General features: G+C 66.2%; 22 protein-coding genes and 1 tRNA gene. 14 read left to right on the top strand and 9 right to left on the bottom strand.

Going from position 1 to position 20,178, the window contains the following annotated elements; all coding sequences use genetic code 11:
• The 11 genes from VF643_RS04725 to VF643_RS04675 form a co-directional block, all read left to right on the top strand.
• Window positions 1-625: hypothetical protein (locus tag VF643_RS04725; RefSeq protein ID WP_331042213.1), on the top strand; the 625-nt coding region annotated here is incomplete at its 5' end.
• Between the two features lie 11 nt (window positions 626-636).
• Entirely contained in the window at window positions 637-1,140 is a 504-nt protein-coding gene (locus VF643_RS04720; protein ID WP_331005950.1) for a hypothetical protein, read from the top strand.
• A gap of 19 nt (window positions 1,141-1,159) precedes the next feature.
• A complete protein-coding gene (locus VF643_RS04715) occupies window positions 1,160-1,441 on the top strand; it encodes a hypothetical protein (RefSeq protein ID WP_331005951.1) in 282 nt (93 codons plus the stop codon).
• 39 nt (window positions 1,442-1,480) lie between these two features.
• Window positions 1,481-1,729 carry a hypothetical protein gene (locus VF643_RS04710; RefSeq protein WP_331042212.1) on the top strand — a complete coding sequence of 83 codons (249 nt, stop codon included), beginning with the start codon at window positions 1,481-1,483 and terminating at the stop codon, window positions 1,727-1,729.
• Complete coding sequence (locus tag VF643_RS04705; RefSeq protein WP_331042211.1) at window positions 1,716-2,192, top strand: lysozyme; 477 nt, start codon at window positions 1,716-1,718, stop codon at window positions 2,190-2,192. The genes VF643_RS04710 and VF643_RS04705 overlap by 14 nt, the downstream gene beginning before the upstream one ends.
• Window positions 2,189-2,587 carry a hypothetical protein gene (locus tag VF643_RS04700; protein WP_331042210.1) on the top strand — a complete coding sequence of 133 codons (399 nt, stop codon included), beginning with the start codon at window positions 2,189-2,191 and terminating at the stop codon, window positions 2,585-2,587. The genes VF643_RS04705 and VF643_RS04700 overlap by 4 nt, the downstream gene beginning before the upstream one ends.
• A 55-nt stretch (window positions 2,588-2,642) precedes the next feature.
• On the top strand, window positions 2,643-2,807 hold the full coding sequence (locus tag VF643_RS04695) for a hypothetical protein (RefSeq protein ID WP_331042209.1): 165 nt from the start codon (window positions 2,643-2,645) through the stop codon (window positions 2,805-2,807).
• 16 nt (window positions 2,808-2,823) lie between these two features.
• Window positions 2,824-4,203, top strand: a complete 1,380-nt coding sequence (locus VF643_RS04690) for a hypothetical protein (RefSeq protein ID WP_331042208.1) — start codon at window positions 2,824-2,826, stop codon at window positions 4,201-4,203.
• Window positions 4,200-5,270 (top strand): hypothetical protein, encoded by a 1,071-nt coding sequence (locus VF643_RS04685; protein ID WP_331042207.1) that lies wholly within the window; start codon window positions 4,200-4,202, stop codon window positions 5,268-5,270. Before VF643_RS04690 ends, VF643_RS04685 begins: the two co-directional genes overlap by 4 nt.
• 357 nt (window positions 5,271-5,627) lie before the next feature.
• Window positions 5,628-6,506: a hypothetical protein gene (locus tag VF643_RS04680; RefSeq protein ID WP_331042206.1), complete on the top strand. Its 879-nt coding sequence runs from the start codon at window positions 5,628-5,630 to the stop codon at window positions 6,504-6,506.
• A gap of 491 nt (window positions 6,507-6,997) precedes the next feature.
• A complete protein-coding gene (locus VF643_RS04675) occupies window positions 6,998-8,221 on the top strand; it encodes a tyrosine-type recombinase/integrase (RefSeq protein ID WP_331042205.1) in 1,224 nt (407 codons plus the stop codon).
• A gap of 410 nt (window positions 8,222-8,631) precedes the next feature.
• Here VF643_RS04675 and VF643_RS04670 read toward each other — a convergent pair whose 3' ends face one another.
• From VF643_RS04670 to VF643_RS04650, 5 genes are all read right to left on the bottom strand, one after another.
• The gene (locus tag VF643_RS04670) at window positions 8,632-9,357 is read right to left on the bottom strand and encodes a hypothetical protein (RefSeq protein WP_331042204.1); all 726 of its coding nucleotides are present in this window, start codon (window positions 9,355-9,357) and stop codon (window positions 8,632-8,634) included.
• Between the two features lie 266 nt (window positions 9,358-9,623).
• A tRNA-Arg gene (locus VF643_RS04665) sits at window positions 9,624-9,700 on the bottom strand.
• A 114-nt stretch (window positions 9,701-9,814) separates the two neighbouring features.
• Window positions 9,815-10,165 (bottom strand): SWIB/MDM2 domain-containing protein, encoded by a 351-nt coding sequence (locus VF643_RS04660; RefSeq protein ID WP_414713798.1) that lies wholly within the window; start codon window positions 10,163-10,165, stop codon window positions 9,815-9,817.
• Window positions 10,166-10,225: 60 nt separating this feature from the next.
• On the bottom strand, window positions 10,226-10,429 hold the full coding sequence (locus VF643_RS04655; RefSeq protein ID WP_331042203.1) for a DUF2945 domain-containing protein: 204 nt from the start codon (window positions 10,427-10,429) through the stop codon (window positions 10,226-10,228).
• A gap of 140 nt (window positions 10,430-10,569) precedes the next feature.
• Complete coding sequence (locus VF643_RS04650) at window positions 10,570-13,623, bottom strand: TonB-dependent receptor (protein WP_331042202.1); 3,054 nt, start codon at window positions 13,621-13,623, stop codon at window positions 10,570-10,572.
• A 184-nt stretch (window positions 13,624-13,807) separates the two neighbouring features.
• Between VF643_RS04650 and folE the strand changes: the two genes are divergently transcribed.
• Genes folE through VF643_RS04635 form a run of 3 tightly spaced genes read left to right on the top strand, consistent with a single transcriptional unit; the run spans window position 13,808 to window position 15,547 of the window.
• Window positions 13,808-14,425 carry a GTP cyclohydrolase I FolE gene (folE, locus tag VF643_RS04645; protein WP_331042201.1) on the top strand — a complete coding sequence of 206 codons (618 nt, stop codon included), beginning with the start codon at window positions 13,808-13,810 and terminating at the stop codon, window positions 14,423-14,425.
• Entirely contained in the window at window positions 14,425-15,189 is a 765-nt protein-coding gene (locus VF643_RS04640; protein WP_331042200.1) for an SDR family oxidoreductase, read from the top strand. The genes folE and VF643_RS04640 overlap by 1 nt, the downstream gene beginning before the upstream one ends.
• Window positions 15,182-15,547: a dihydroneopterin aldolase gene (locus tag VF643_RS04635; protein WP_331042199.1), complete on the top strand. Its 366-nt coding sequence runs from the start codon at window positions 15,182-15,184 to the stop codon at window positions 15,545-15,547. The genes VF643_RS04640 and VF643_RS04635 overlap by 8 nt, the downstream gene beginning before the upstream one ends.
• Here the strand turns inward: VF643_RS04635 and leuA are convergent.
• The 4 genes from leuA to ilvN form a co-directional block, all read right to left on the bottom strand.
• Window positions 15,525-17,183, bottom strand: coding sequence for a 2-isopropylmalate synthase (gene leuA, locus VF643_RS04630; protein WP_331042218.1), 1,659 nt, complete (start codon window positions 17,181-17,183; stop codon window positions 15,525-15,527). The genes VF643_RS04635 and leuA overlap by 23 nt on opposite strands.
• An 83-nt stretch (window positions 17,184-17,266) precedes the next feature.
• Window positions 17,267-17,899 carry a YceI family protein gene (locus VF643_RS04625; protein WP_331042198.1) on the bottom strand — a complete coding sequence of 211 codons (633 nt, stop codon included), beginning with the start codon at window positions 17,897-17,899 and terminating at the stop codon, window positions 17,267-17,269.
• A gap of 480 nt (window positions 17,900-18,379) precedes the next feature.
• Window positions 18,380-19,399, bottom strand: coding sequence for a ketol-acid reductoisomerase (gene ilvC, locus VF643_RS04620; RefSeq protein ID WP_331042197.1), 1,020 nt, complete (start codon window positions 19,397-19,399; stop codon window positions 18,380-18,382).
• Between the two features lie 181 nt (window positions 19,400-19,580).
• The gene (gene ilvN / locus VF643_RS04615) at window positions 19,581-20,096 is read right to left on the bottom strand and encodes an acetolactate synthase small subunit (protein WP_331042196.1); all 516 of its coding nucleotides are present in this window, start codon (window positions 20,094-20,096) and stop codon (window positions 19,581-19,583) included.
• Window positions 20,097-20,178 lie beyond the last annotated feature (82 nt).

Below are 20,178 nucleotides of genomic sequence, written 5' to 3'. Positions count from 1 at the left end.
CGCGCAGACGGCGGCGGCGCGGCTCACGCTCGAAGCGGTGTCGCCGGGCGGCCGCGCATACTTCTCGCTGTTTTCGAGCTCCGCGATCGGCGCAAAATGGGCGCTGGGCGGCGACGGCGAGATCGACGGCAATCTTACCGTCAACGGCACGATCGTCGCGCGCAAGTTCGACCGCGCCTCGATGTCGCGCGTCGCAACTTCGTCTTTCAGCGGGAGCATCACGCCGGCGCTTGGGCAGACCGTCTCTGTCCCGTGGAGCCTCGCGCTCGGCGTGCTGCCGCCCCTGGGTCGGTTCATCTATGAGATGGCCGTCGCAGTGACCACCAACGCGGGACAGCAGAACGTCACCACCTACAACGGCAAGCCGCTTTACACCAACTTCATAGCCGATGGCGGCTTGGCGCTGGGCGCCAGCGACGCCCAAGGCAATGGCTATGGACCGCGCCCCAACAGTTCGGACCCGGTCCTGGCCACGACGGACTTCAACGCGGTCTTCAGCGCTTCGGTCGTTCGCGGCAGCGCTGACAGCGGCATCATCGACGACGGCGACTATTACTATCGCGACGTCAGCGCGACCTACACCCTGACCCAGATTTACCTCCGGGTGACATGGGTCGCCGTCTGAGGAGAATATCGGTGGAATATTGGATCGTCTATGACGTCGCGACCGGCGCCGTGCTGTACCGAGGCGAAGGCTCGGTGGGAACCGCGCGGTATCAGGCGTTGCCCGAAGGCGCCGCGCTCATTACCGTACCGCACGCGGTCGTCGCTTCAGTCGAGCTGAACTTGGTCGCGCTGCGCACCGCGCTGGCCGCACGGGTGGACGCGGACGCCGAGGCGATGCGCATGCGGTTCCTGACCCCCGGCGCCGGCCAGGCAATGACCTATCAGCGCAAGGAAGCCGAGGCGCGCGCGTACCTTGCTGACGCTGGCGCACCCGTCCCCTTCCTGGCGGCCGAGGCGCCTGCGCGCGGAATGACGATTGAGGCACTGGCCGTAGAGGTGGTCGACCGGGCGAATGCGTGGACCGCGATTGGCTCGACGATCGAAGCTTTGCGATTGGGAGCGAAGGGTGGGGTCGAGATCGCGACGACGCTGGGCAGCATCCTGGCCGCCGCAACCGTCACCTGGCCCGCCTGAATTTCAGATCGGAATGCTGATGACCGACGTAACGCCGACCGCCCCGCGCTGGATCCCGCTTGTCACCGTAATCCTCGGGTTGATCGGTACCGCCGGTCTGATCGTGACCGCTCTGACGATGATCGGCGCCTGGCGCGCCGGCGTCGACCTCCAGCTCACCGACCTGAAGAAGCGGATGGAGCAGGCCGAGGGTAACCAGCGCACCTACATCCCCGTCCTGATCGGCCTGTCGAAGGACGTCACGTACCTCGCCGAGCGCGCGCGCCGCGAGGACGATCGCGAGATCCGTCGCCGCCCATAACCGCCGGCGGCCGGTAGCCGCCATCCGGAGAAAACCATCATGATGATCGCCAATTGGCGCCAGTCCTGGCGCCTGTGGTCGGTGCGCGTGTCCGCGCTCGGCGCGGTGCTCGCCACCACCGCCGCAGCAGCGCCCGACGCTCTCATATCCGCCTGGCAGTCCCTGCCTGAAGAAATCCGCTACGTCGTGCCCGAACATGTCGGCCGCTGGATAACGCCGGTCCTCTTCGCCGCCTCGTTGGCCGCGCGGATCCTCAAGCAGCGGGAGCGCACCGATGGGAGCCGCTAAGAACAAGGCGCTCGCCGGCGTCATGGGCAGCGCCTCGGCCGCGGCGCTGCTGCTGGTGACCCTCACCGGATATGAGGGCAAGCGGAACGTCGGGTACCGCGACATCGTCGGGATCCCGACGGCCTGCATGGGCGACACGAAGAACGTCGTTGTCGGCAAGTTCTACTCGGACGCCGAATGCCAGGCGCGGCTCTCCGCTCAGGCCCTGGTCCATGTCGCCGAGGTCCAGCGCTGCACGCCGACGATCGCCGGCAACCAGCTCGTCGCCGCTGGCAGCCTCGCCTACAACATCGGGGGCTCGGCCTATTGCCGGTCGACCGTCGCGCGCCGGTTCAACGCCCGGGATCTTCGGGGCGGCTGCAACGCCTTCCTGGCCTGGAACAGAGCAGGCGGCCGCGTGATCGCCGGGCTCGCCCGACGTCGCGAGGGCGAGCGCGCGCTGTGCCTCAAGGGCGTGGCATGACCCGGGTACGCCTGGCGATCGCCAGCGGCGCGGCGCTGCTGCTGATCATCGTCGCCGCGCTGATCTACCGCACGGGCAGCGGCGCCGGCGCCGCCAAGGTCGAGGCTCGCGTCGAGCGCGACCACGGCACCCGCGTTGCCGAGGCGCGCACCGACGAGCGTGCGGCGGCGGTCAGCGCCGTTGCGATCGGCGCCACTACCGCCCGCCGCTCGGCCGCCTTCGACGACTACGTCCTCACCTCGATCAAGGAGATGCGCGATGCGCTCGCCGCTGTTCCGCCTGCGCCTGCTGGCGCTCCTCTGCCTGCCGCTCCTGTCGACAGCCTGCGCGACCAGCTCAACGCGGGCATCGCTCGCGCGAACCGAGCGGCCGAGCCTGCCGGCGCTCCCCGCTGAGCTGACGGCCACCGAGCAGCTGCAGCCGCTCAGCGCCAAGCCAACCGGCGAGCTCGTGTCGATCGATAAGGGTATCCTAGCCGAGCTCGTCGAGCGGTTTGCTCAGGCGCTCGGCGCGATCGCCCGCGGCAACACCCGCGCGATCGGCGTGGGGATCGAGCGTCGCTGCACCTCCGCCATCCTGTCGACCGGCACCGCGCCGGCCGACTGCCCTCGCTAAGTCAGGAGAGACCTCCATGCGTTCCTTTCGCGCGCGCCTTCGCGCTTCGTCTGCCGTGATTGCAGGCGGCTACACGCCCGCGCCGACGCTCAATGCCGTCCGCGCGGTCGCATCCACCGGACGGATTGCGACGGGCACTCAGGCGCTCGGCACCGACACCAAGTTTCGCCAGCAGCTCGTAGAGGTCGTGCGCTCCGGCTGCACCTACCAGGAATGGCTGTTTCCGCTGTGGCACGCCGACGAGGACAGCGTCACCAAATACACGCCGCTGCCGGCCGGCGCGGTCGCCGCATGCCAGTTCTATCGTCCGGCCTCGACCACGCGGGTGGACGGCAAGGTCAACGGCCAGGCGAGCAGCGCCGCGGTTCGGATCGCTGTCGATGGAAGCGGCCTCTTCATCACCTGTCGCGTGGACGCCTCGCAGTTCGGCTTCGTGACTTTCCCGATCGGCGACGTGCTGCGCTGCATGCTCGAGATCGACGGCCCCGCAGGCATGACCCTGCCCGTCACCGACAAGGGCGGCATCGGCGGCGCGGTCAGCGGCGAGGGCCTGTATTATGGCGGCACCACCTCGATGGGCATCAACAGCCTAGCGGCGAACGGCGGAACGTCTCAGGTCACGAGGATCTGGCGCCCTGCCGCGATCATCGGCGATGGCAACGTCAAGGCGTTCGCGGCGATCGGCGACAGCAACTGGGCCGGCAAAGGCGGCAGCAAACCGTCAGGCGACGGCTCGTCGGCGCAGCATGGCTTCGCCGCGAAGGGTCTCTACGACCTCGCCGTGCCGTTCTCGATCCTCGGTCAGAATGGCGACCGCGCCGAATTTTGGAACGGTGTGCAGGCGACCGACCCGCGGTATCAGCTCCTTCGCTACTTCGACATCGTCTGGATGGGCCTGGCGACCAATGATGTCGCGACTAACAGCTCGGACGTGAATGCCGTTGTGCCGATCGCCAATCATCGCGGTGTACGGGCCAAGATCGCGTCGATCCCGCTCCCCGGCGGTGGTGCTCGGACCAACACCTCCATCCTGGCGGCGACGATACCGCCTCGCACGTCCAACAGCGGCTACACGTCGACCGCGGCCGAGAACATCTCGGCTGGATTCGGCGCGGCACCAAGCTGTCGCGCGGCGCTCAATGCCGCAATCCTGGCCGATGCGGGCGTGCTCAACCTTGGCGCTGTCTGGGATCTTGCCAGCATCGTCGCCGACACGGTCGACCCAAACCGGATCGCGATCCTGGACGCGCTCACGCCGACGGCCAACAAGGTCCAGACGGGTGGTGTCGCCAACTCGATGGAGGTCGACGGCACGCACTGGTCGCAAAACGGCAACGCCTACATCGCGCCCAGCTATACCGCGTTCAATCAACCCTATGCAGGAGCCGCAGCGTGATCCGTTACCTCCCAGGCCTCTTGGCTCTGATCGTTCTCGCCAGCTTCCCAACGCAAGCCGTCTCCAAGGAGATGGCCAAGCCGCGCCCGAACATGGTGATCGAGGGCACCGCGAAGGCGCCCAAGGTCATCACCGAGGAGCCCGGCTGGATCAACGACAACCGGGGCAGCATCAGCGGCTCCCGGCTGCGGTGGCTCAAGGTGTCGTGCTCGAAGAAGTGCATCCAGCTCAACAAGTCGTCGGGCGTGCTGATCGAGGACGCCGAGTTCACGCAGACGAAGGCGCTGGACAGCAAACAGATCCCCACCGCCATCTGGTTCAACACCGGTAGCAACGCGACCCTGCGCAACGTATGGGTCCACGGCTTCGACTCCAAGCCGTGCGCCGGATGCTATCGCCAGGGGGACGGCCTTGTCGGCGACTATTCCTGGATCGGCCTGCACCTAGACAACGTCCGCCTCACCGATAACCGCGACGCCTGCGCCGACCTCAAGAGCCGGAACGTCACGTTTACGACGCTGATCCTGGAGCGCTGCAGTCGGCCGGCGCGGATTTGGTGGGACACCTGGCGGGGCGACGAGCTGCGCATCGCCGATGCGACTTCGGCCGCTGTCTACATGAGCAGCCAGGTCTCGCCGACGACCGGGCTGCCGAAGAACGCCGGTCTGGTCGTAAAGCGTTTTCGCTACACGAACCGTGTGACCACCGCGCCGGCGTTCATGTTCTCCGGCGCGAACGCGTCGGTCGAGGTGCTTGAGGGCTGCTTCTTCGATGTCCTCCCGCAGACGCCCGCGTTCCGGTTCGCCGATGGCGCGAAGATGTCGAACGTCACTCGGAAGCTGCCGGCGTCGTGCTTGCCGGATGCGCAGGGCTATCTCGTCAACACGCCCGCCGGACCAGCCGCTGCTTCCGCAGCCGCCATCGTGGTCGATCCGCCTCTCGTCGATGGAAAGGGCCGCACGACTGGCGATTTCACGCTGGGCGGCTCGACGGCCAAGCGCTTGGCGCTGCCGATCGGGACCGTGCTCCGGTCGCTTGGCGGCACCCGCTACGAGGTCGTGCGCTGATCGCGACACCTTTCGCCCTGCCGACGGCGGTGGCATAGCAGTTGCGCTGACCCGAGCGTAGCCGCGGAGGCCAGCCCGCGCGCGCGGTTCGACTGTGGGTACCGGCTCGCCGGGTGGCCCGCAGAATACAAGACCCTTCGGGGAAACATGCGGGGCGCAGTCTCCCGCAGTCCTGCGCGGCTAACCACCCGGTTCGGTACCGGGCACGGTGGCCGCGCAGCGACCTTCACCAGTTTCGCGGCGATCGCCGCCTTCACCAACCCGCGGCCGACCGGCCGGGGGCCCGCCGATCGCGTCGATCGAGCGGCCACTCAGCGCGCGTAGCCGACGTGCTCCTCATCCGAGAGCTGAGTTCACATGGGCGCTTCCAACGCCATCACCACCCCACCTTCCACCTCTACTTGTCACAGACCCGGCGATCCTACCGCGCTCCTGGTTGGCGGCTCTCCGCCGATCGGGGCTGCCGGCGGCGCGGCCGGATACCTATTCGCACCGGATCGACGCGGTGACGCTCTCGCGTTTGGCTCGGCCGACTTCTTCGTCGGGCTGCTCGACCGGCAGATCGCGTGCGATCTGATCCGCGCGCATCATTACAGCCAGCGCGTTGCGGCGGCATCGATACTCCACCTGGGCGTGTGGCTCGCTGGCGAGTTGCAGGGCGTCTTACAGTACGGCTATGCCATGAACCCGGCTTCTGCCGGCAGCGTGGTCGCGGGGACCGCCATCGACGAGTACCTTGAGCTCAACCGCATGTGGCTCGCGGAGGCCGCGCCCCGGAACAGCGAAAGCCGCGCGCTTGCCGCTTCGATAAGCCTCATTCGTCGCGTGCGTCCGCGGGTCAAATGGATTCAGTCTTTTGCCGACGAGCGCTGCGGCCTGTTCGGCACGGTCTACCAGGCTGCCGGCTTCACCTTCCACGGCGAGCATCGCTCGACGTTCTGGAAGTTGGACGGCGAGTGGTTCCACAACACGCACATGACGGTGCGAGGCAAGCGGGCTCTCGGACCTCGTCCAGCTTACCTGCAAGCGAACCGTGATCGCGCGGTTCCGCATGTGCTGCGCCAGTTCCGCTATTTACGATTTCTCCAGACGCGCTTCGCTAAGGGCTGCCGGCATCCGGCGCGGCCTTTCCCGAAGCCGGACTATGCGGCCCGTCCAGCAGACGAGCGCGGTGCCCCCGCGTGCGAGGACGGTGTGACCCCGTCGGGCCGCTCCAATCCCCATCAGAACGGATAATGCGCCGCCAAGGTCGGGTATCGCACCCGATCTTTGCGGGTATCGGCACCGTCGGAAGGCGCAGAAATGCGTCGCCGCAGCGGATGATCCCTCCGCCGTGGTCCACATAAAGTCATGTGTTCCGCGCCGATCGCCACGGCCGGCGCGGCCTGGCTCGGGTCGATCGACGCGGCCGCCCCCCCTGACAAACCGACGTTAAGATGCTGCGAACCTCCGCTGCGGCGGAGGGCCGTTCCGTCGTTATCGACGCCGGCGTCGTTCTGCCCGGCGCAGCTCACGAGCCGTCGTAGGATGGGTTCGCTTGGCATCAGGCGGCACAACCACCTCGCGCGGGCAGCTTGTCAGTCGGACAGCCACGAGCTCCGGCCCGGGCGCCAGATCCATCCCGATCAGGATCGGTTGCCCAACGCCCTCGCCGGACAGCAGCTCGACGTCTTCGAGAAACCATCTCGCGTCGGTTCCAATCAGCACTCGATCCATCAGGAGATCATATGCTCACGAACGCCGCGGTGCGAGCCGCGCGGCCGAAGCCGGCCGCCTACAAGATCGCCGACGAGCGCGGGCTTCACCTCTTCGTGGCGCCGAACGGTCGCAAGTCGTTCCGGCTGCGGTTCCGCCTTCACGGCAAAGAGCAGCTCCTGACGTTCGGCATGTGGCCGGAGATCTCGCTCGAGGACGCCCGGGCCCAGGCGGCCGCCGCACGCGAGCAGCTCGGCCGCGGCGAGGATCCTCGCGTGGTAACGAGCTCCGACGATTCGGCCCGAGTTCGTGCTTTCGAGTATGTTTGCCGCAGGTGGTTCGATCACATGCGGCCGCGTTGGACCGAGGTCCACGCCAACGACGTCCTCGCCAGCCTCGAGCGCGACGTGTTCCCGGCGATCGGCGCGATGCCAATCGGCGCCATCACCACGCCGGTGGTGCTGAACGCCCTACGTTCAGTCGAGGGTCGCGGCCGTCTCGAGACGGCCAGGCGAGTGCGGCAGCGGATCTCTGGCGTCTTTGCGTTCGCGATAGCCGAGGGCCTGGTCGACCAGGATCCGGCGGCGATCGTCGGCAAGGCACTGATGCCGCCAGCTCCGGCGCGTCACCACGCGGCGCTCCTGGCAGTCGAAGACGCCCGCGAGCTTCTCGCTGCGGCCGAGCTGGTCGACGCCGCGCCAGCGATCAAGCTGGCGTCGCGCTTCTTGGCACTGACCGCGGTGCGCCTGGCGGCGGTCCGTGGCGCGGCCTGGTCAGAGATCGAGGATCTGGACGGAGCCGCGCCTCTTTGGCGTATCCCGGCCGGCCGGATGAAGCTGGCGGCAGCGAAGAAGCTGGACCGCACCAACGATCACCTCGTGCCGCTGTCGCGTCAGGCCGTGGAGCTGCTGCGCGAAGCGCATCACCTTGCGGGCGCCGGCAACATGATCTTCGCTGGCCGCAGTTCGGACCGGCCGATCGGCGAGGCGGCGATCGGCGACCTGTACGATCGCGCGGGCTTCGCCGGCCGACACGTGCCACACGGCTGGCGTGCGACCTTCTCCACGATCCTGAACGAGCGCTTCCCCGACGACCGCGGCCAGATCGACCGCGCGCTCGGTCACGCCGCCGGCGGCGGCCGGGACAAGGTCGAGGAGAAGATCAACGTCAAGGTTGAGGGCGCATACAACCGATCGCAGCAGCTCGCGCCGCGGCGCCGGCTGTTCCAGGCCTGGGCTGACGCCCTGGTCGGGTGAGGCGGGGTCGATCGGCGCCGTCAACGCCCCCCGGGGGGGGCGAAAGTCCGGGAGCCGACCGCCCGGACACCGCACAGTGCCGCCGTGCGCACTGCGAGGTGTTCCGAGGCAAAAAGATCGCGGCGCTTTCAACGAAACGTCCCTCTCGTGAAACCCGACGGTCGCACATTGTACGGATCGAAGCCGACGGAGCTTGGCCGTCGCTTGCCTGAGAGTGGCATGCTTTGTGCTCGTTCCCCCTCGATAGCCCGGGGCGGCGCAAGCCGCCACGTTCCGACTGCGGCGTCTTGGCAGTCGGGTGCGTGGGTCGACCCGTGCCGACCTAGGGGGACAAACAAACCTGTCCGGGATCGCCTTAGCGATCCCGCTTCCTCATCATCTTAAACCCCTTGTGAGGGATACAGGCCGCTTCATGAACTCGCGCTCCATACCGCGGCGCCGAACGAAGCGACGGCAGCAGCTAGGGGGCTAGATGCTGCCGTAGCGATCGGGGGGGCGGATGGCGGGGCCGCGGCCGGTGCTGTCGCTTTCGGAGCGGCGTTCGCGAGCTTGCGCGCGAGCAGCTGGCGGAACCGCTGCCAGACGCCACGATGCTTGTTCTGCATCCGCCCAAAGCCAAACGAGTAAGCGTTCGATGTTTGCTTGCGCTGAGGGCCTGGTTCGCCCTTCTTTCCGACACGGATCGTGCGCCGCACCCAGTCCAGGAAGCCGTGCTCGCGAAGGCGGGCAAGCGCACCGACCACGGCTGGCTTCGACAGGCCGGTCCACTTCATAATAGTCAGGAGTTCTGGTTCCGAACGACCGGTGGCGAAGTCCAGTGCGCGCCTCACGATCGCGCCTAGAACCCGGACACCGTTCGCCTGCAGCGGCCCGCGTTCGCCTTTCTTCTTGTGAACGACGTCGAACTCCTCGGCGGTTTGGAGCAGCGCGTCTGCCCAGGCGAGGCCACCACTCTTGGTTCCGTCCTCGACGCGTCGCCAAACCTTCGCCCGATCGTCGTCCACATCGTAGCTGTCGCGACGGACGTGCGCGTCGGGACCGCGGCTCTTCTCGGTTCGGCTGGCCGTAAAGGCCTTGATCAATTGACGTGCCTCGCGCGCCGGCGGCGCGGCAGAAGGCGAATGAACGAGCGACATCGTGTCGGCTCCCAGCTGGGAAGTCGATGGGCGCACGAAAGCGCCGGCCGAGTCGGAGTCGTCAGCCGTGCGCTAGCGTGATGGCGGTGATGGATGGCGCGCACGACGAAGCGGCGCGCGCCGCACTATGGCGGCGCACGCGCGCGGGATTGTGGGAACGAGCAGCGAACAGACTGTGCCGACTCTTGTGTCGGCGCGAACCGTGGTGGTGTGCGTGTTCCGCGCGTTCGAAACTGGTCAGAAGTCGCGGAAAACCGCGGAAAACGTGGTGCCCCCGAGAGGAGTTGAACCTCCGGCCTGCGGTTTAGGAAACCGTCGCTCTATCCGGCTGAGCTACGGGGGCACGCGGTTGCGCGATTAGGCGCGGGGCGCTGCGGGGTCAATCACGCGCTTTCGGGCATCGAAAGCGTCGAGGAGGGCGGACGCCGCCGAGCGAGCGCCGCCCTCCGTGCCGAATTCAGGCCTTCAGATGCTGCGAGATGTACTTGTTCATCTCGAACATCGTGCATTTGTCGCGGCCGAAAACCTTCTTCAGTTTTTCGTCCGCAAGGATTTCGCGCTTGTTCTCAGGGTTCTGGAGCTTGTTGGACTTGATATAGTCCCACACCTTGCTGATCACCTGGCTGCGCGGCAACTTGTCGTCGCCGACGATCGCGCCGAGTTCGGGCGAGGGCTGAACAGGTGCGTGGATCCCGGTGCCTGATGCGGCGCCCGATGCGGCCTTCTTCTCCGCAGCCGGCTTCTTGGCCGCGGCGGGCTTCTTCTCACCGGCAGCCTTCGTGCCGGCGGTCGTCTTTGCGGTAGCCATGTCGTTCCTTCCCATCTGAATTATGTATCCCCGATGCCGCGATCGCGGCGGCGGCGGGGTTCACGCCTTCTTGAGCGCGCTCGCCTTGTGCGCCGCCTTTCCACCGTTGTCACTCTTTACGACATACTGCGGCTCTTCCTTGGTCGCCTTGGCTGTATGCCCCGACACGTCCGTCGTCGTCGTGATCTTCTTCTCGACCTCGCCGTGGGCGGTGCCACCGTGCGAATTCCAGGTCACCGTGTCACCCTTCTTGGGATCGTTCATGTCCGTTCTCCCGTCCACGGCCAACGGATGAACAGCCGGGGGGTTGCGTCGGTCGCAAAGGTGAGCGGTTCTTGTTCTTCAAGGGGCTTCATTGCCCCGCACGGCGAGTCCCGGCTTTCCACGGCCGGGCACCGTCGTGGTCAGAACTTGAAACCTGCCATGACGCCGTAACGGCGCGGCTCGACCGTGAAGATGTTCGTGAACAGCCCCGAGGACTGGTCGGTGACATATTGACCGGTGATCGCAGCGTTGTTCGTGAGGTTGGAGACGAATGCGCGGGCGTAGAAGCGCTCGCCGGGCGCATTGAACTGGATTTGGGCGTTGACGATCTCATAACCCTGCACTCGGTCGATCGTGTTGTTGAAGATCGACGCGCTGAACCCGCCGGTGTAGTTCAAATCTGCGCGCGGCACGATCGACCAGCCGCTTGCCCCCACATCGACCGTATATTGCGCACCGACCGACGCCTTGTAGGTCGGGGCCTGCGGAAGGCTGTTGCCGCGAATGTTCACCTCGACCCCCGAACCGAGCACCGAGATGCCCCCGAACGCCGCACCGACCGCCGCTGCCTGCGCCTGAAGCGCGGAGCAAATGCCGAACGCGCCGGTCGTGTTGGTTCCCGCGACGGGCGTCGGTGCCCGCAGGCCGACGGCTGCATTGATCGTGCGGACGAAGGCGTTGGCGCCCGCCGCATTACCCGCCACGGTCGGCACCACCGCGCAATTGGATGCGTTCGTGATGTCCTTGATGATGACCGTGTCGGACCGTCCGCCGGAGGGATCGCGCGGGTTGGCGATGAACTTGTCGGCGGACACCTTGGTCTTGAGATAGCTGGCATTCATGTTGACGACGAGCGCAGCCACGGGGCTGATGACCGATTCGATCTCGACGCCGTATATGTCGGCGTTGACATTGTCGTTGACCGATGTGCGCGCGACGATGCGGCTCAGCTGTAGACCCTGATATTTATAGTAGAATCCGGTCAGGTTGAGCCGCAACGTGCCGTTGCCGAACGTGTTCTTCGACCCGATCTCGAACGAGTCCACCTTTTCGGGCGCGAAGGTGGTGGGCACCGCGAAGATGGCGGACAAGGGCGGGTTGATGCCGCCCGACTTGTAGCCGCGCGAATAGGATGCGTAGACGAGGTTGTCGGGCGTGATCTTGAAGTCGACGACGCCGCGGCCGGTCATCCGGTCGAAGCCGACGCCACCCTCCGCAAATGTCTGATTGCCGGGCGTATTCGCGTCGAAATCGAGCCCCGTATAGCCGATCGCCTGGTCGATGTTGGACGAGCCATAGGGAACGACCACCGCCAGTCCGTTCGCATCCTGCAGATACGTCGTGCGCGCGCGGACGAACTTCTTATCGTTGTTGTAGCGCACGCCGGCGGTGAATTTCAGCCGATCGCTGATGTCGAGATAGGCTTCGCCGAAGATACCATAGGATTTGAGGCGATAAAAATCGGTGTTGTTGCGGAAGAAGGGAGAGGCGCGGAACGTGTTCGGGTAGGTAGTTGCCCCGGCCAGCCGGGCGCCGATGGTCTGCGCGGCGCCGAGCAGCCCGGCGGCATAATCGAGACCAAAGGCGTTGACGTAATAGCTGTTGTTGTAGGTGCGCTTGTCGACATAGATTCCGCCGACCAGGAAGTTGAACGCCCCGTCGAAATTGCTGTCGACATGCCCTTCGAGCGAATATTGCTTGTTGGTCTCGCTCGATTCGTCGAAATCGAGGCTGGTGCCGAAGCAGCCGACCGTATTGCCGCCGAACACGCCAACGTTGTTCGGATCGTTGCTCGACTGGCAGATGCCGCCAGCCGGTCCGTTCGGGATCAGGGTGTTGCGAACCGCGGTGAGCGGGCCGGGGATCGCTGGCCCGACCGGCCCGAACGTTGCCGCTGCTTGTGCCGCCGTCAGACCCGCCACCGTGTTCAACGCCACCAGACCCGGATTGTTGATATAGGTGTTCTCGACCGCCAGGTTATAATCCGACCGCGACTGAACGACATTGCGGGTGTAGCCACCCGTCAGGTTCAGCGAGACTTGACCGAAATCGTGGAAGAACTTGCCCATATATTGTTCTTCTTCGGCGAAATAGGTCGGTTTGAAGTCGACCCGGACAGTCCGATTATCGGTGGGATTGACGACGCCGGCATAGGTATCGGCACCATAGACGCTCTGCAGCCCGAAGTTCCGGAAGACCGGTCCCAGCGCGCCCAGCGCGATGCCCAGGAACTCGTTGGACGATTGCACCGCGGCCAGCGTCGAATTGCCGTTGGTGTGTTCGTATTCGAGGCGGTCGGGCGAGCAACCCAGCACGCCGGTTGCGTCGCGGTTGCACAATTGCTTCTGGATGCGGCTACGATTGTCGTTCTCACGGAAATAATAGGCCATTAGGTCGAGCCTGGTATCGCTGGTGGGCTCGTAGGACACGGTGCCGCGCACGGCATAGAGATCGCGGTCGTCGATGCGCGAATCGTCGAACAGGTTCTTGGTATAACCGTCGCGCTTCAGATAGGTGCCGGCCAGGCGGATGCCGAACGTGTCGGTGATCGGCAGGTTGAACATGCCGCGCACGCGCTTCGAATCGTAATTACCATATTCGAATTCGCCGGCGGCATGGATGCCCGAAAGATCGGGCTTGGCGGTGATGAAGTTGACCACGCCGGACGTGGCGTTGCGCCCGAACAAGGTGCCCTGCGGCCCACGCAGAACCTCGATCCGCTCCAGATCGAAGAACTCGGTTTCGAACAGACGGGTGGTGAGCAGCGGCATGTCGTTCACGTGGATCGCGGTCGCGCTGTCGCACGTCACGCCGACGCAAAGATCGCCGATGCCGCGGATGGTGAAGCTGGAGGAGGTGAAGTTGGTCTTGGTGAAGGTAACGTTGGGCAGCGTCTGCTGAAGTGCGACCGGATTCACGATCTGCTGCTTTTCGAGGTTCTCCGCGGTGAACGCGCTGACCGCGATCGGCACGTCTTGAAGCCGCTGCGACTGGCGCTGCGCGGTTACGACGATGTCGGTGCCATAGGTCGTGGGCGCAGGCGTGGTAGTGCCCTGCCCGGTGGTTGCCTCCTGACCTGGGCCGTTGGTGGGCGCGGTGTCCTGCGCAGACGTGGTGTCCGCGGTCTGCGCCGCGAGCGGGGTGGCGATGACCAGCGCCAGCGCGCAACCACAGAGCAATTCGAGCTTCTTCATGGTATCAACATCCTCCAGCATCGCGACGGTCTCTTGCCGTTTCGTCGATATTCGTGCTTGCGGTATGGAGGCTGCTTGGAAAACATGATGCCGTCAAATGCTTTTGCAGGACGAACGAAGCGTGTTTTCGACTTGTTGCTCAATTGAAACAGTTGCAGAATCGAACTTACGTTAGGGAATTCGTATGACGGGCACTTCTACTGTTTCAAATGAGGACCATGGGTCGACGACCCCCGACGCGGTGCCCGAAGCCGTCGCCGAAGCAATTCGCACGTTGATCCGGTGGGCGGGCGACGATCCGACCCGCGAGGGACTCGTCGACACGCCGCGTCGTGTCGCCAAGGCATGGCGCGAATATTGCGCCGGCTATGGCGACGATCCCTCGCTGCATCTGGCGCGGGTGTTCGAGGAGGTCGGCGGCTATGACGAGATCGTATTGCTCAAGGATATACCCTTCCAGTCGCATTGCGAGCATCACATGGCGCCGATCATCGGCGTCGGCCACATCGCCTATCTGCCGCGCAATCACGTGGTCGGCATCTCCAAGCTGGCACGCGTGCTCCACGGCTTCGCGCGGCGGCTCCAGGTACAGGAGCGGCTGACCGCCGAGGTCGCCGATTGTATCTGGGAGGGGCTGAAGCCGCACGGCGTGGCGGTGGTGATCGAGGCGACGCATGCGTGCATGGCGGCGCGCGGGGTGCGGACGCCCGGCGTCGGCATGGTCACCAGCCGGATGATGGGGACGTTCCGCGAGGACGAGCGCAGCCGCAAGGAAGTGCTCGCGCTGATGGGCATGGGTTGATGGCGGTACGAACCGTATTGGTTACCGGCGGCGCGAAGCGGCTGGGCGCCGCGATCGTCCGGCGGCTGGCGGCGGCAGGGCACCGGGTGGTGATCCATTACGGTGTTTCGGCGGCGGAGGCGCAGGCGCTGGCCGTCGAAGTCGGCGCGGTCGGGACGGTGTCGGGCGATCTTGCCGATAGCGGCGCGATGGACGCGCTGTTTGCAGATGCACGGGCGATCGCCGGGCCGATCGACGGGTTGGTGAACAGCGCGTCGGCGTTCTCGTTCGATACGCCCCCCCGGAGCGATCCTGCACTCCTGGCGCGGCTGTACGCGATAAACTGCGCCGCGCCCGCCCTGCTGACCGACGCACTGGTGCGGCAGGATGATGTGGGGGAAGGAGCCGTCGTTAACCTGCTCGACCAGAAGCTGGCGAACCTCAACCCCGATTTCTTCGCCTATACCTGCGCCAAGGCGGCGCTGGCCGCGGCCACCGTGATGCAGGCGCAGGCGCTGGCGCCGCGGGTGCGGGTGAATGCGGTCGCGCCGGGGCTGACGCTGCCGAGCGGGGATCAGACGCCGGCCGAGTTCGCGGCGGTCGCGAGCATGAACCTGCTCGGCCGGCCGGTCGGCGCAAACGCAGTCGCCGATGCGGTGGCGTACCTGATCGGTTCGCGCGGGGTGACCGGGCAGACGCTGTACGTCGATTGCGGCCAGCGCTTCCTGCCGCGTGAGCGCGACGTGATGTTCGCGCGCGCCGGCCGGGAAGACGGGCATGGCTGAATTCACGACGATCCTGAATGGCCTGGACGTCATGATGCGCCTGGGCATCCACGCGCATGAGGCCGCGCCGCAGCGGGTGCGGCTGTCGGTGCGGATGACCGTCGCTTACCCCGAGCCGCTCGGCGCCGACGCGATCGAGCAGGTGCTCGATTACGACTTCGTTCGCGAGGGCATCCACGCCTTGGCGGCGGGGCCGGGCTTTGCGTTGCAGGAAACCTTGTGCGAGGCGGTGGCGGCGCTTTGCCTGGCCGACGCGCGGGTGCGCCAGGTGTGGGTGCAGTCGATGAAGCTCGACGTCTATCCCGATGCGGCGGTGGGCTGCGAACTGGTGCGGGTCAGGCCCGGTTCGCCGCGCTGAGCACCGCGCGCACGCTGGCGGTGGCAATATCGGTGTCCAGCCCGACGCCGAACACCGTCCGCCCGTCCGCGGTCCGGCATTCGACATAGGCGGCGGCCTGCGCATCGGCGCCGTGGCCGATCGCATGTTCGTTGTAATCGACGACGTCGAGCGCGGGGCCGGTCGAATCGGCCAGCGCGGCGACGACGCCCGAGATCAGGCCGTTGCCGCGCCCCGAGATCGAGCGTTCCTCGCCGCCGACCGCGACCCGGCCGACGAAGACGCGCTGGCCGGCGGTGCCGCTCTCCTCGTAATCGCGCAGCACGAAGCGGTCTGTGGCGCGCGGCAGATAGACGCTTTCGAACCGTGCCCAGATATCGGCGGCGTTCAGCTCGCGGCTCGTCTCGTCGGCCAGGGCCTGGACGTGGCGGCTGAAATCGGCCTGGAGGCGCTTGGGGAGTTTCAGGCCCTTGTCCTGCTCGATCACCCAGGCGACCCCGCCCTTGCCGCTCTGCGAATTGACGCGGATCACGGCTTCGTAGCTGCGGCCGAGATCGGCGGGGTCGATGGGGAGATAGGGGACTTCCCAGGCCTCGTCGTTCTGCTGGTCGCGCGCGGCGAAGCCCTTGCGAATCGCATCCTGGTGCGATCCGGAGAAAGCGGTGAAGACGAGGTCGCCGGCATAAGGCGTGCGCGGGTGGACGGGGATGTTGGTGCAATAGGTGACCGTCTTCACCACCGCGTCGATATCCGACAGGTCCAGCTTCGGGTCGAGTCCCTGCGTGTACATGTTGAGCGCGACCGTCACGAGATCGCAATTGCCGGTGCGCTCGCCATTGCCGAGCAGGCAACCCTCGACGCGATCGGCGCCCGCCATCAGCCCGAGTTCCGCGGCGGCGACGCCGGTGCCGCGGTCGTTGTGGGTGTGGAGCGAGAGGACGCACGCGTCGCGGTTGCGCAGGTGGCGCGCGAACCATTCGATCTGGTCGGCGTAGACATTGGGGGTCGCGCATTCGACGGTGGCGGGCAGGTTGAAGATGATCGGCCGCTCCGGCGTCGGCTGGAGGACGTCCATCACCGCCTCGCAGACCTCCAGCGAGAAATCGAGTTCGGCGGTCGAAAAGGTCTCGGGGCTGTATTCGAACTGCCAGGCGACGTCCGGTTGCCTGGCGGCCTCGTCGCGGAGCACCTTGGCGCCGTCGATCGCGATCTGCTTCACCTGGGCGCGCGTCATGCCGAAGACGATGCGGCGCCATGCCGGGCTGACCGCATTGTAGAGGTGGACGATCGCCGACATCGCGCCCTTCAGGCTGGCGAAGCTGGTCTCGATCAGATCGCGGCGCGACTGGGTCAGCACCTGGATGGTCACGTCGTGCGGAATGCGGCCCGATGCGACCAGCCCGGTGATGAAGTCGTATTCGGTGGCGCCGGCGCTGGGGAAGCCGACCTCGATCTCCTTCAGCCCGACCTTGCACAGCAGGTCGAACAGCCGCGTCTTCTTCTCCGCGTCCATCGGGTCGATCAGCGCCTGGTTGCCGTCGCGCAGATCGGTGGACAGCCAGCGGGGTGCCCGGGTGATCGTGCGCGACGGCCATGTGCGGTCGGGCAGGTCGACGGCGGGGAAGGGCCGGTATTTGGAGGACGGATCGCGCAGCATGGACGGTCCGGGCGGTAGCGTGCGTGCCGCCGGCTTGTCCAGAAGATAGCGGGCGGCGCCCACACGCGCGCCGCCCGCATCGCTCACTTTTGGAAGGCGACGACGATGTCGAGCTTCACCGCGTCCGACACGATCGGGATGCCGTAAGCGATGCCGAATTCCGAACGGCGGATTGTGCCGGTGGCGGTGAAGCCGACATTCTCCTTGCCGCCCATCATCGCCGGTGCCTTGCCCGCGCCATAGAAAGCGGCGTCAAGCGTCACCGGCTTGGTCACGCCGTTGAGCGTCAGATTGCCGGTGACCTTGGCGGTCTGGCCGGTGGCGACGACGCTGGTGGAGACGAACTTGGCGTCGGCGGGCGCGGCGCCGAAGAAGTCGGCCTTGCCGCCGTCCTTACCGGCACGCAGCAGGTGGGAGGTCAGGCCGCCGCTGGCCGTGGTGACCTTGGCGACGGGGATGGTGACATCGACCTTGGCGGCCGACGGGTTCTTGGGATCGAGCGTCAACGTGCCGGTCACGTCGCCGAACATGCCGCTATAGGGAGTGAACCCCATGTGATCGACCGTCCAGGTGACGATCGAATGACCCGCGTCGGCGGTGTAGCTGCCGCCGGTGACCAGTGCGGGGTTCTTGGAGCCGGGCGCGGTCATCGGCCCCTGCTGGGCGGTGGCGGCGGTGGTCGCGAGGGCGAGAGCGGCAATGATGGCTACGCGCATGGGGATCTCCTGTTGTGCACGCCATGCTGGAGGACGAAGCGGCAGGCGTCAATTTCAGCTTTGGCAACCAAGGGTTTCGCAAGGCGGGCAAAGGTAACGAAGGTAACGCGATTTCCCGGGGAAACACCGCCCGGTTCGGTGATCTTCGCGGGCGATGCGATGGAGGTGCGTGAGGGATTGGACCGACTGGAGCATACAGCGTCGTCGCACGGCTGGCAGCCTGTAGGACAGGGGGGTTTCCTATTCTCCTCGCCGCTGGCGGGGAGGGAGACCAGCCGCAGGCTGGTGGAGGGGGTTCTCCACCAGCGACCCCCTTTGCGGCGAACCCCCTCCCACCACGCCGCTGCGCGCCGCGGTCCCCCTCCCCGCGAGCGGGGAGGATCGGCGCCTGCCCGCCGGCCCGTCGGACCCGGCGAAGCCGTGCCCGAAGGGCCGGCTTCGTCCGGGCCGGCCGCGCTCACGCGCTTGCCACGCGGCGCTTCAATTGTGTTCGCGGTCCACCAGCTTGTTCGCGCCAATCCACGGCATCATCGCCCGCAACTCCGCCCCGACCTTCTCGATCGGATGCGCCGCCGCCGCCTTACGCGCCGCCTTCAACTCGGGCTGGCCTGCACGGTTGTCGAGGACGAAATCCTTGACGAAGCGGCCCGCCTGGATGTCGGCGAGCACGCGCTTCATCTCGGCCTTCGTCTCGTCGGTGATGATCCGCGGGCCGGTTTTGATGTCGCCATATTCGGCGGTGTTCGAGATCGAATAGCGCATGTTGGCGATGCCGCCCTCATAGAGCAGGTCGACGATCAGCTTGGTCTCGTGCAGGCATTCGAAATACGCCATTTCGGGGGCATAGCCCGCCTCGACCAAAGTCTCGAACCCGGCCTGGATGAGGTGGGTGATGCCGCCGCACAGCACCGCCTGCTCGCCGAACAGATCGGTCTCGCATTCCTCCTTGAAGTCTGTCGCGATGATCCCAGAGCGGCCGCCGCCGACGCCGCTGGCATAAGCGAGCGCCACGTCATGCGCGTTGCCGCTGGCGTCCTGGTGGATCGCGATCAGGCAGGGCACGCCGCCGCCCTTCACATATTCGCTGCGCACGGTGTGGCCGGGGCCTTTGGGCGCGATCATGATGACGTCGATGTCCGCGGGCGGCTCGATCAGGCCGAAGTGGACGTTGAGCCCGTGCGCAAAGGCGAGCGCGGCGCCGGGCTTCATCCTGCCCTTGAGATCGGCGTCCCAGATCGCGGCCTGATGCTCATCGGGGGCCAGGATCATGACGATATCGGCCCAGGCGGCGGCATCCTGGTTGCTCATCACCTGGAAGCCGGCGCCCGTCGCCTTGGCGGCGCTGGTCGAGCCTTCGCGCAATGCGATCGCGATATTCTTGACGCCCGAATCGCGCAGATTCTGGGCGTGGGCGTGGCCTTGGCTGCCATAGCCCACGATGGCGATGTTCTTGTTCGAGATCAGGTTCAGGTCGGCGTCGCGATCGTAATAGACACGCATTCTTATTCCCCTTGATGTTCTGATCCTCCCCCCTTGTGGGGGAGGATACGGAGACTTGGCGCCCCGGCCTTCGCCGGGGTGCCAAGTCGGAGTTGGAGAGGGGTGGGCGGGCTTCACCCCTCTCCCTCCCACGGCTGCGCCGCGGGCCCCTCCCTCTCCCGCAAGGGGAGAGGGGTTTGGATCAGGCCGCTTCGCGCCCTCGCGAAATTGCGACGATGCCGGTTCGCGCGACTTCGATCAGGCCGACTTCGCGCATCAGTTCGACGAACTTGTCGATCTTCTCGATACCGCCGGTGACTTCGAAGACGAAGCTGGTCGTCGTCGCATCGACCACGCGGGCGCGATAGACTTCGGCCAGCCGCAGCGCCTCGATACGCTTGTCGCCGGTGCCCGCCACCTTGACCAGCGCCAGCTCGCGCTCGACATGCGCGCCCTGGACGGTGAGGTCGGTCACCTTGTGGACGGGGACCAGCCGGTCGAGCTGGGCGATGATCTGTTCCATCGTCGCCGGCGACGCGCTGGTGACGATGGTGATCCGGCTGACCGATTTGTCCGCGGTGATCTCGCTGACCGTCAGGCTCTCGATATTGTAGCCGCGCGCGGTGAACAGCCCGGCGATCCGCGCGAGGATGCCGGGTTCGTTGTCGACGATAACCGCTAGGGTGTGGCGTTCGGCTGCTTCCTTGGTGATGTGCATTGAATTATTCCTCCCCGTTCACGGGGAGGGGGACCATGCGGAGCATGGTGGAGGGGGTTCTCCACCGGGTGCTTCGCTTGCG

The sequence above is a fragment of the Sphingomonas sp. genome (genome assembly GCF_036387595.1).
GTDB lineage: Bacteria > Pseudomonadota > Alphaproteobacteria > Sphingomonadales > Sphingomonadaceae > Sphingomonas.
Note: the sequence above shows the minus strand (reverse complement) of the source record. Positions and strands in the feature narration are given on the sequence as shown.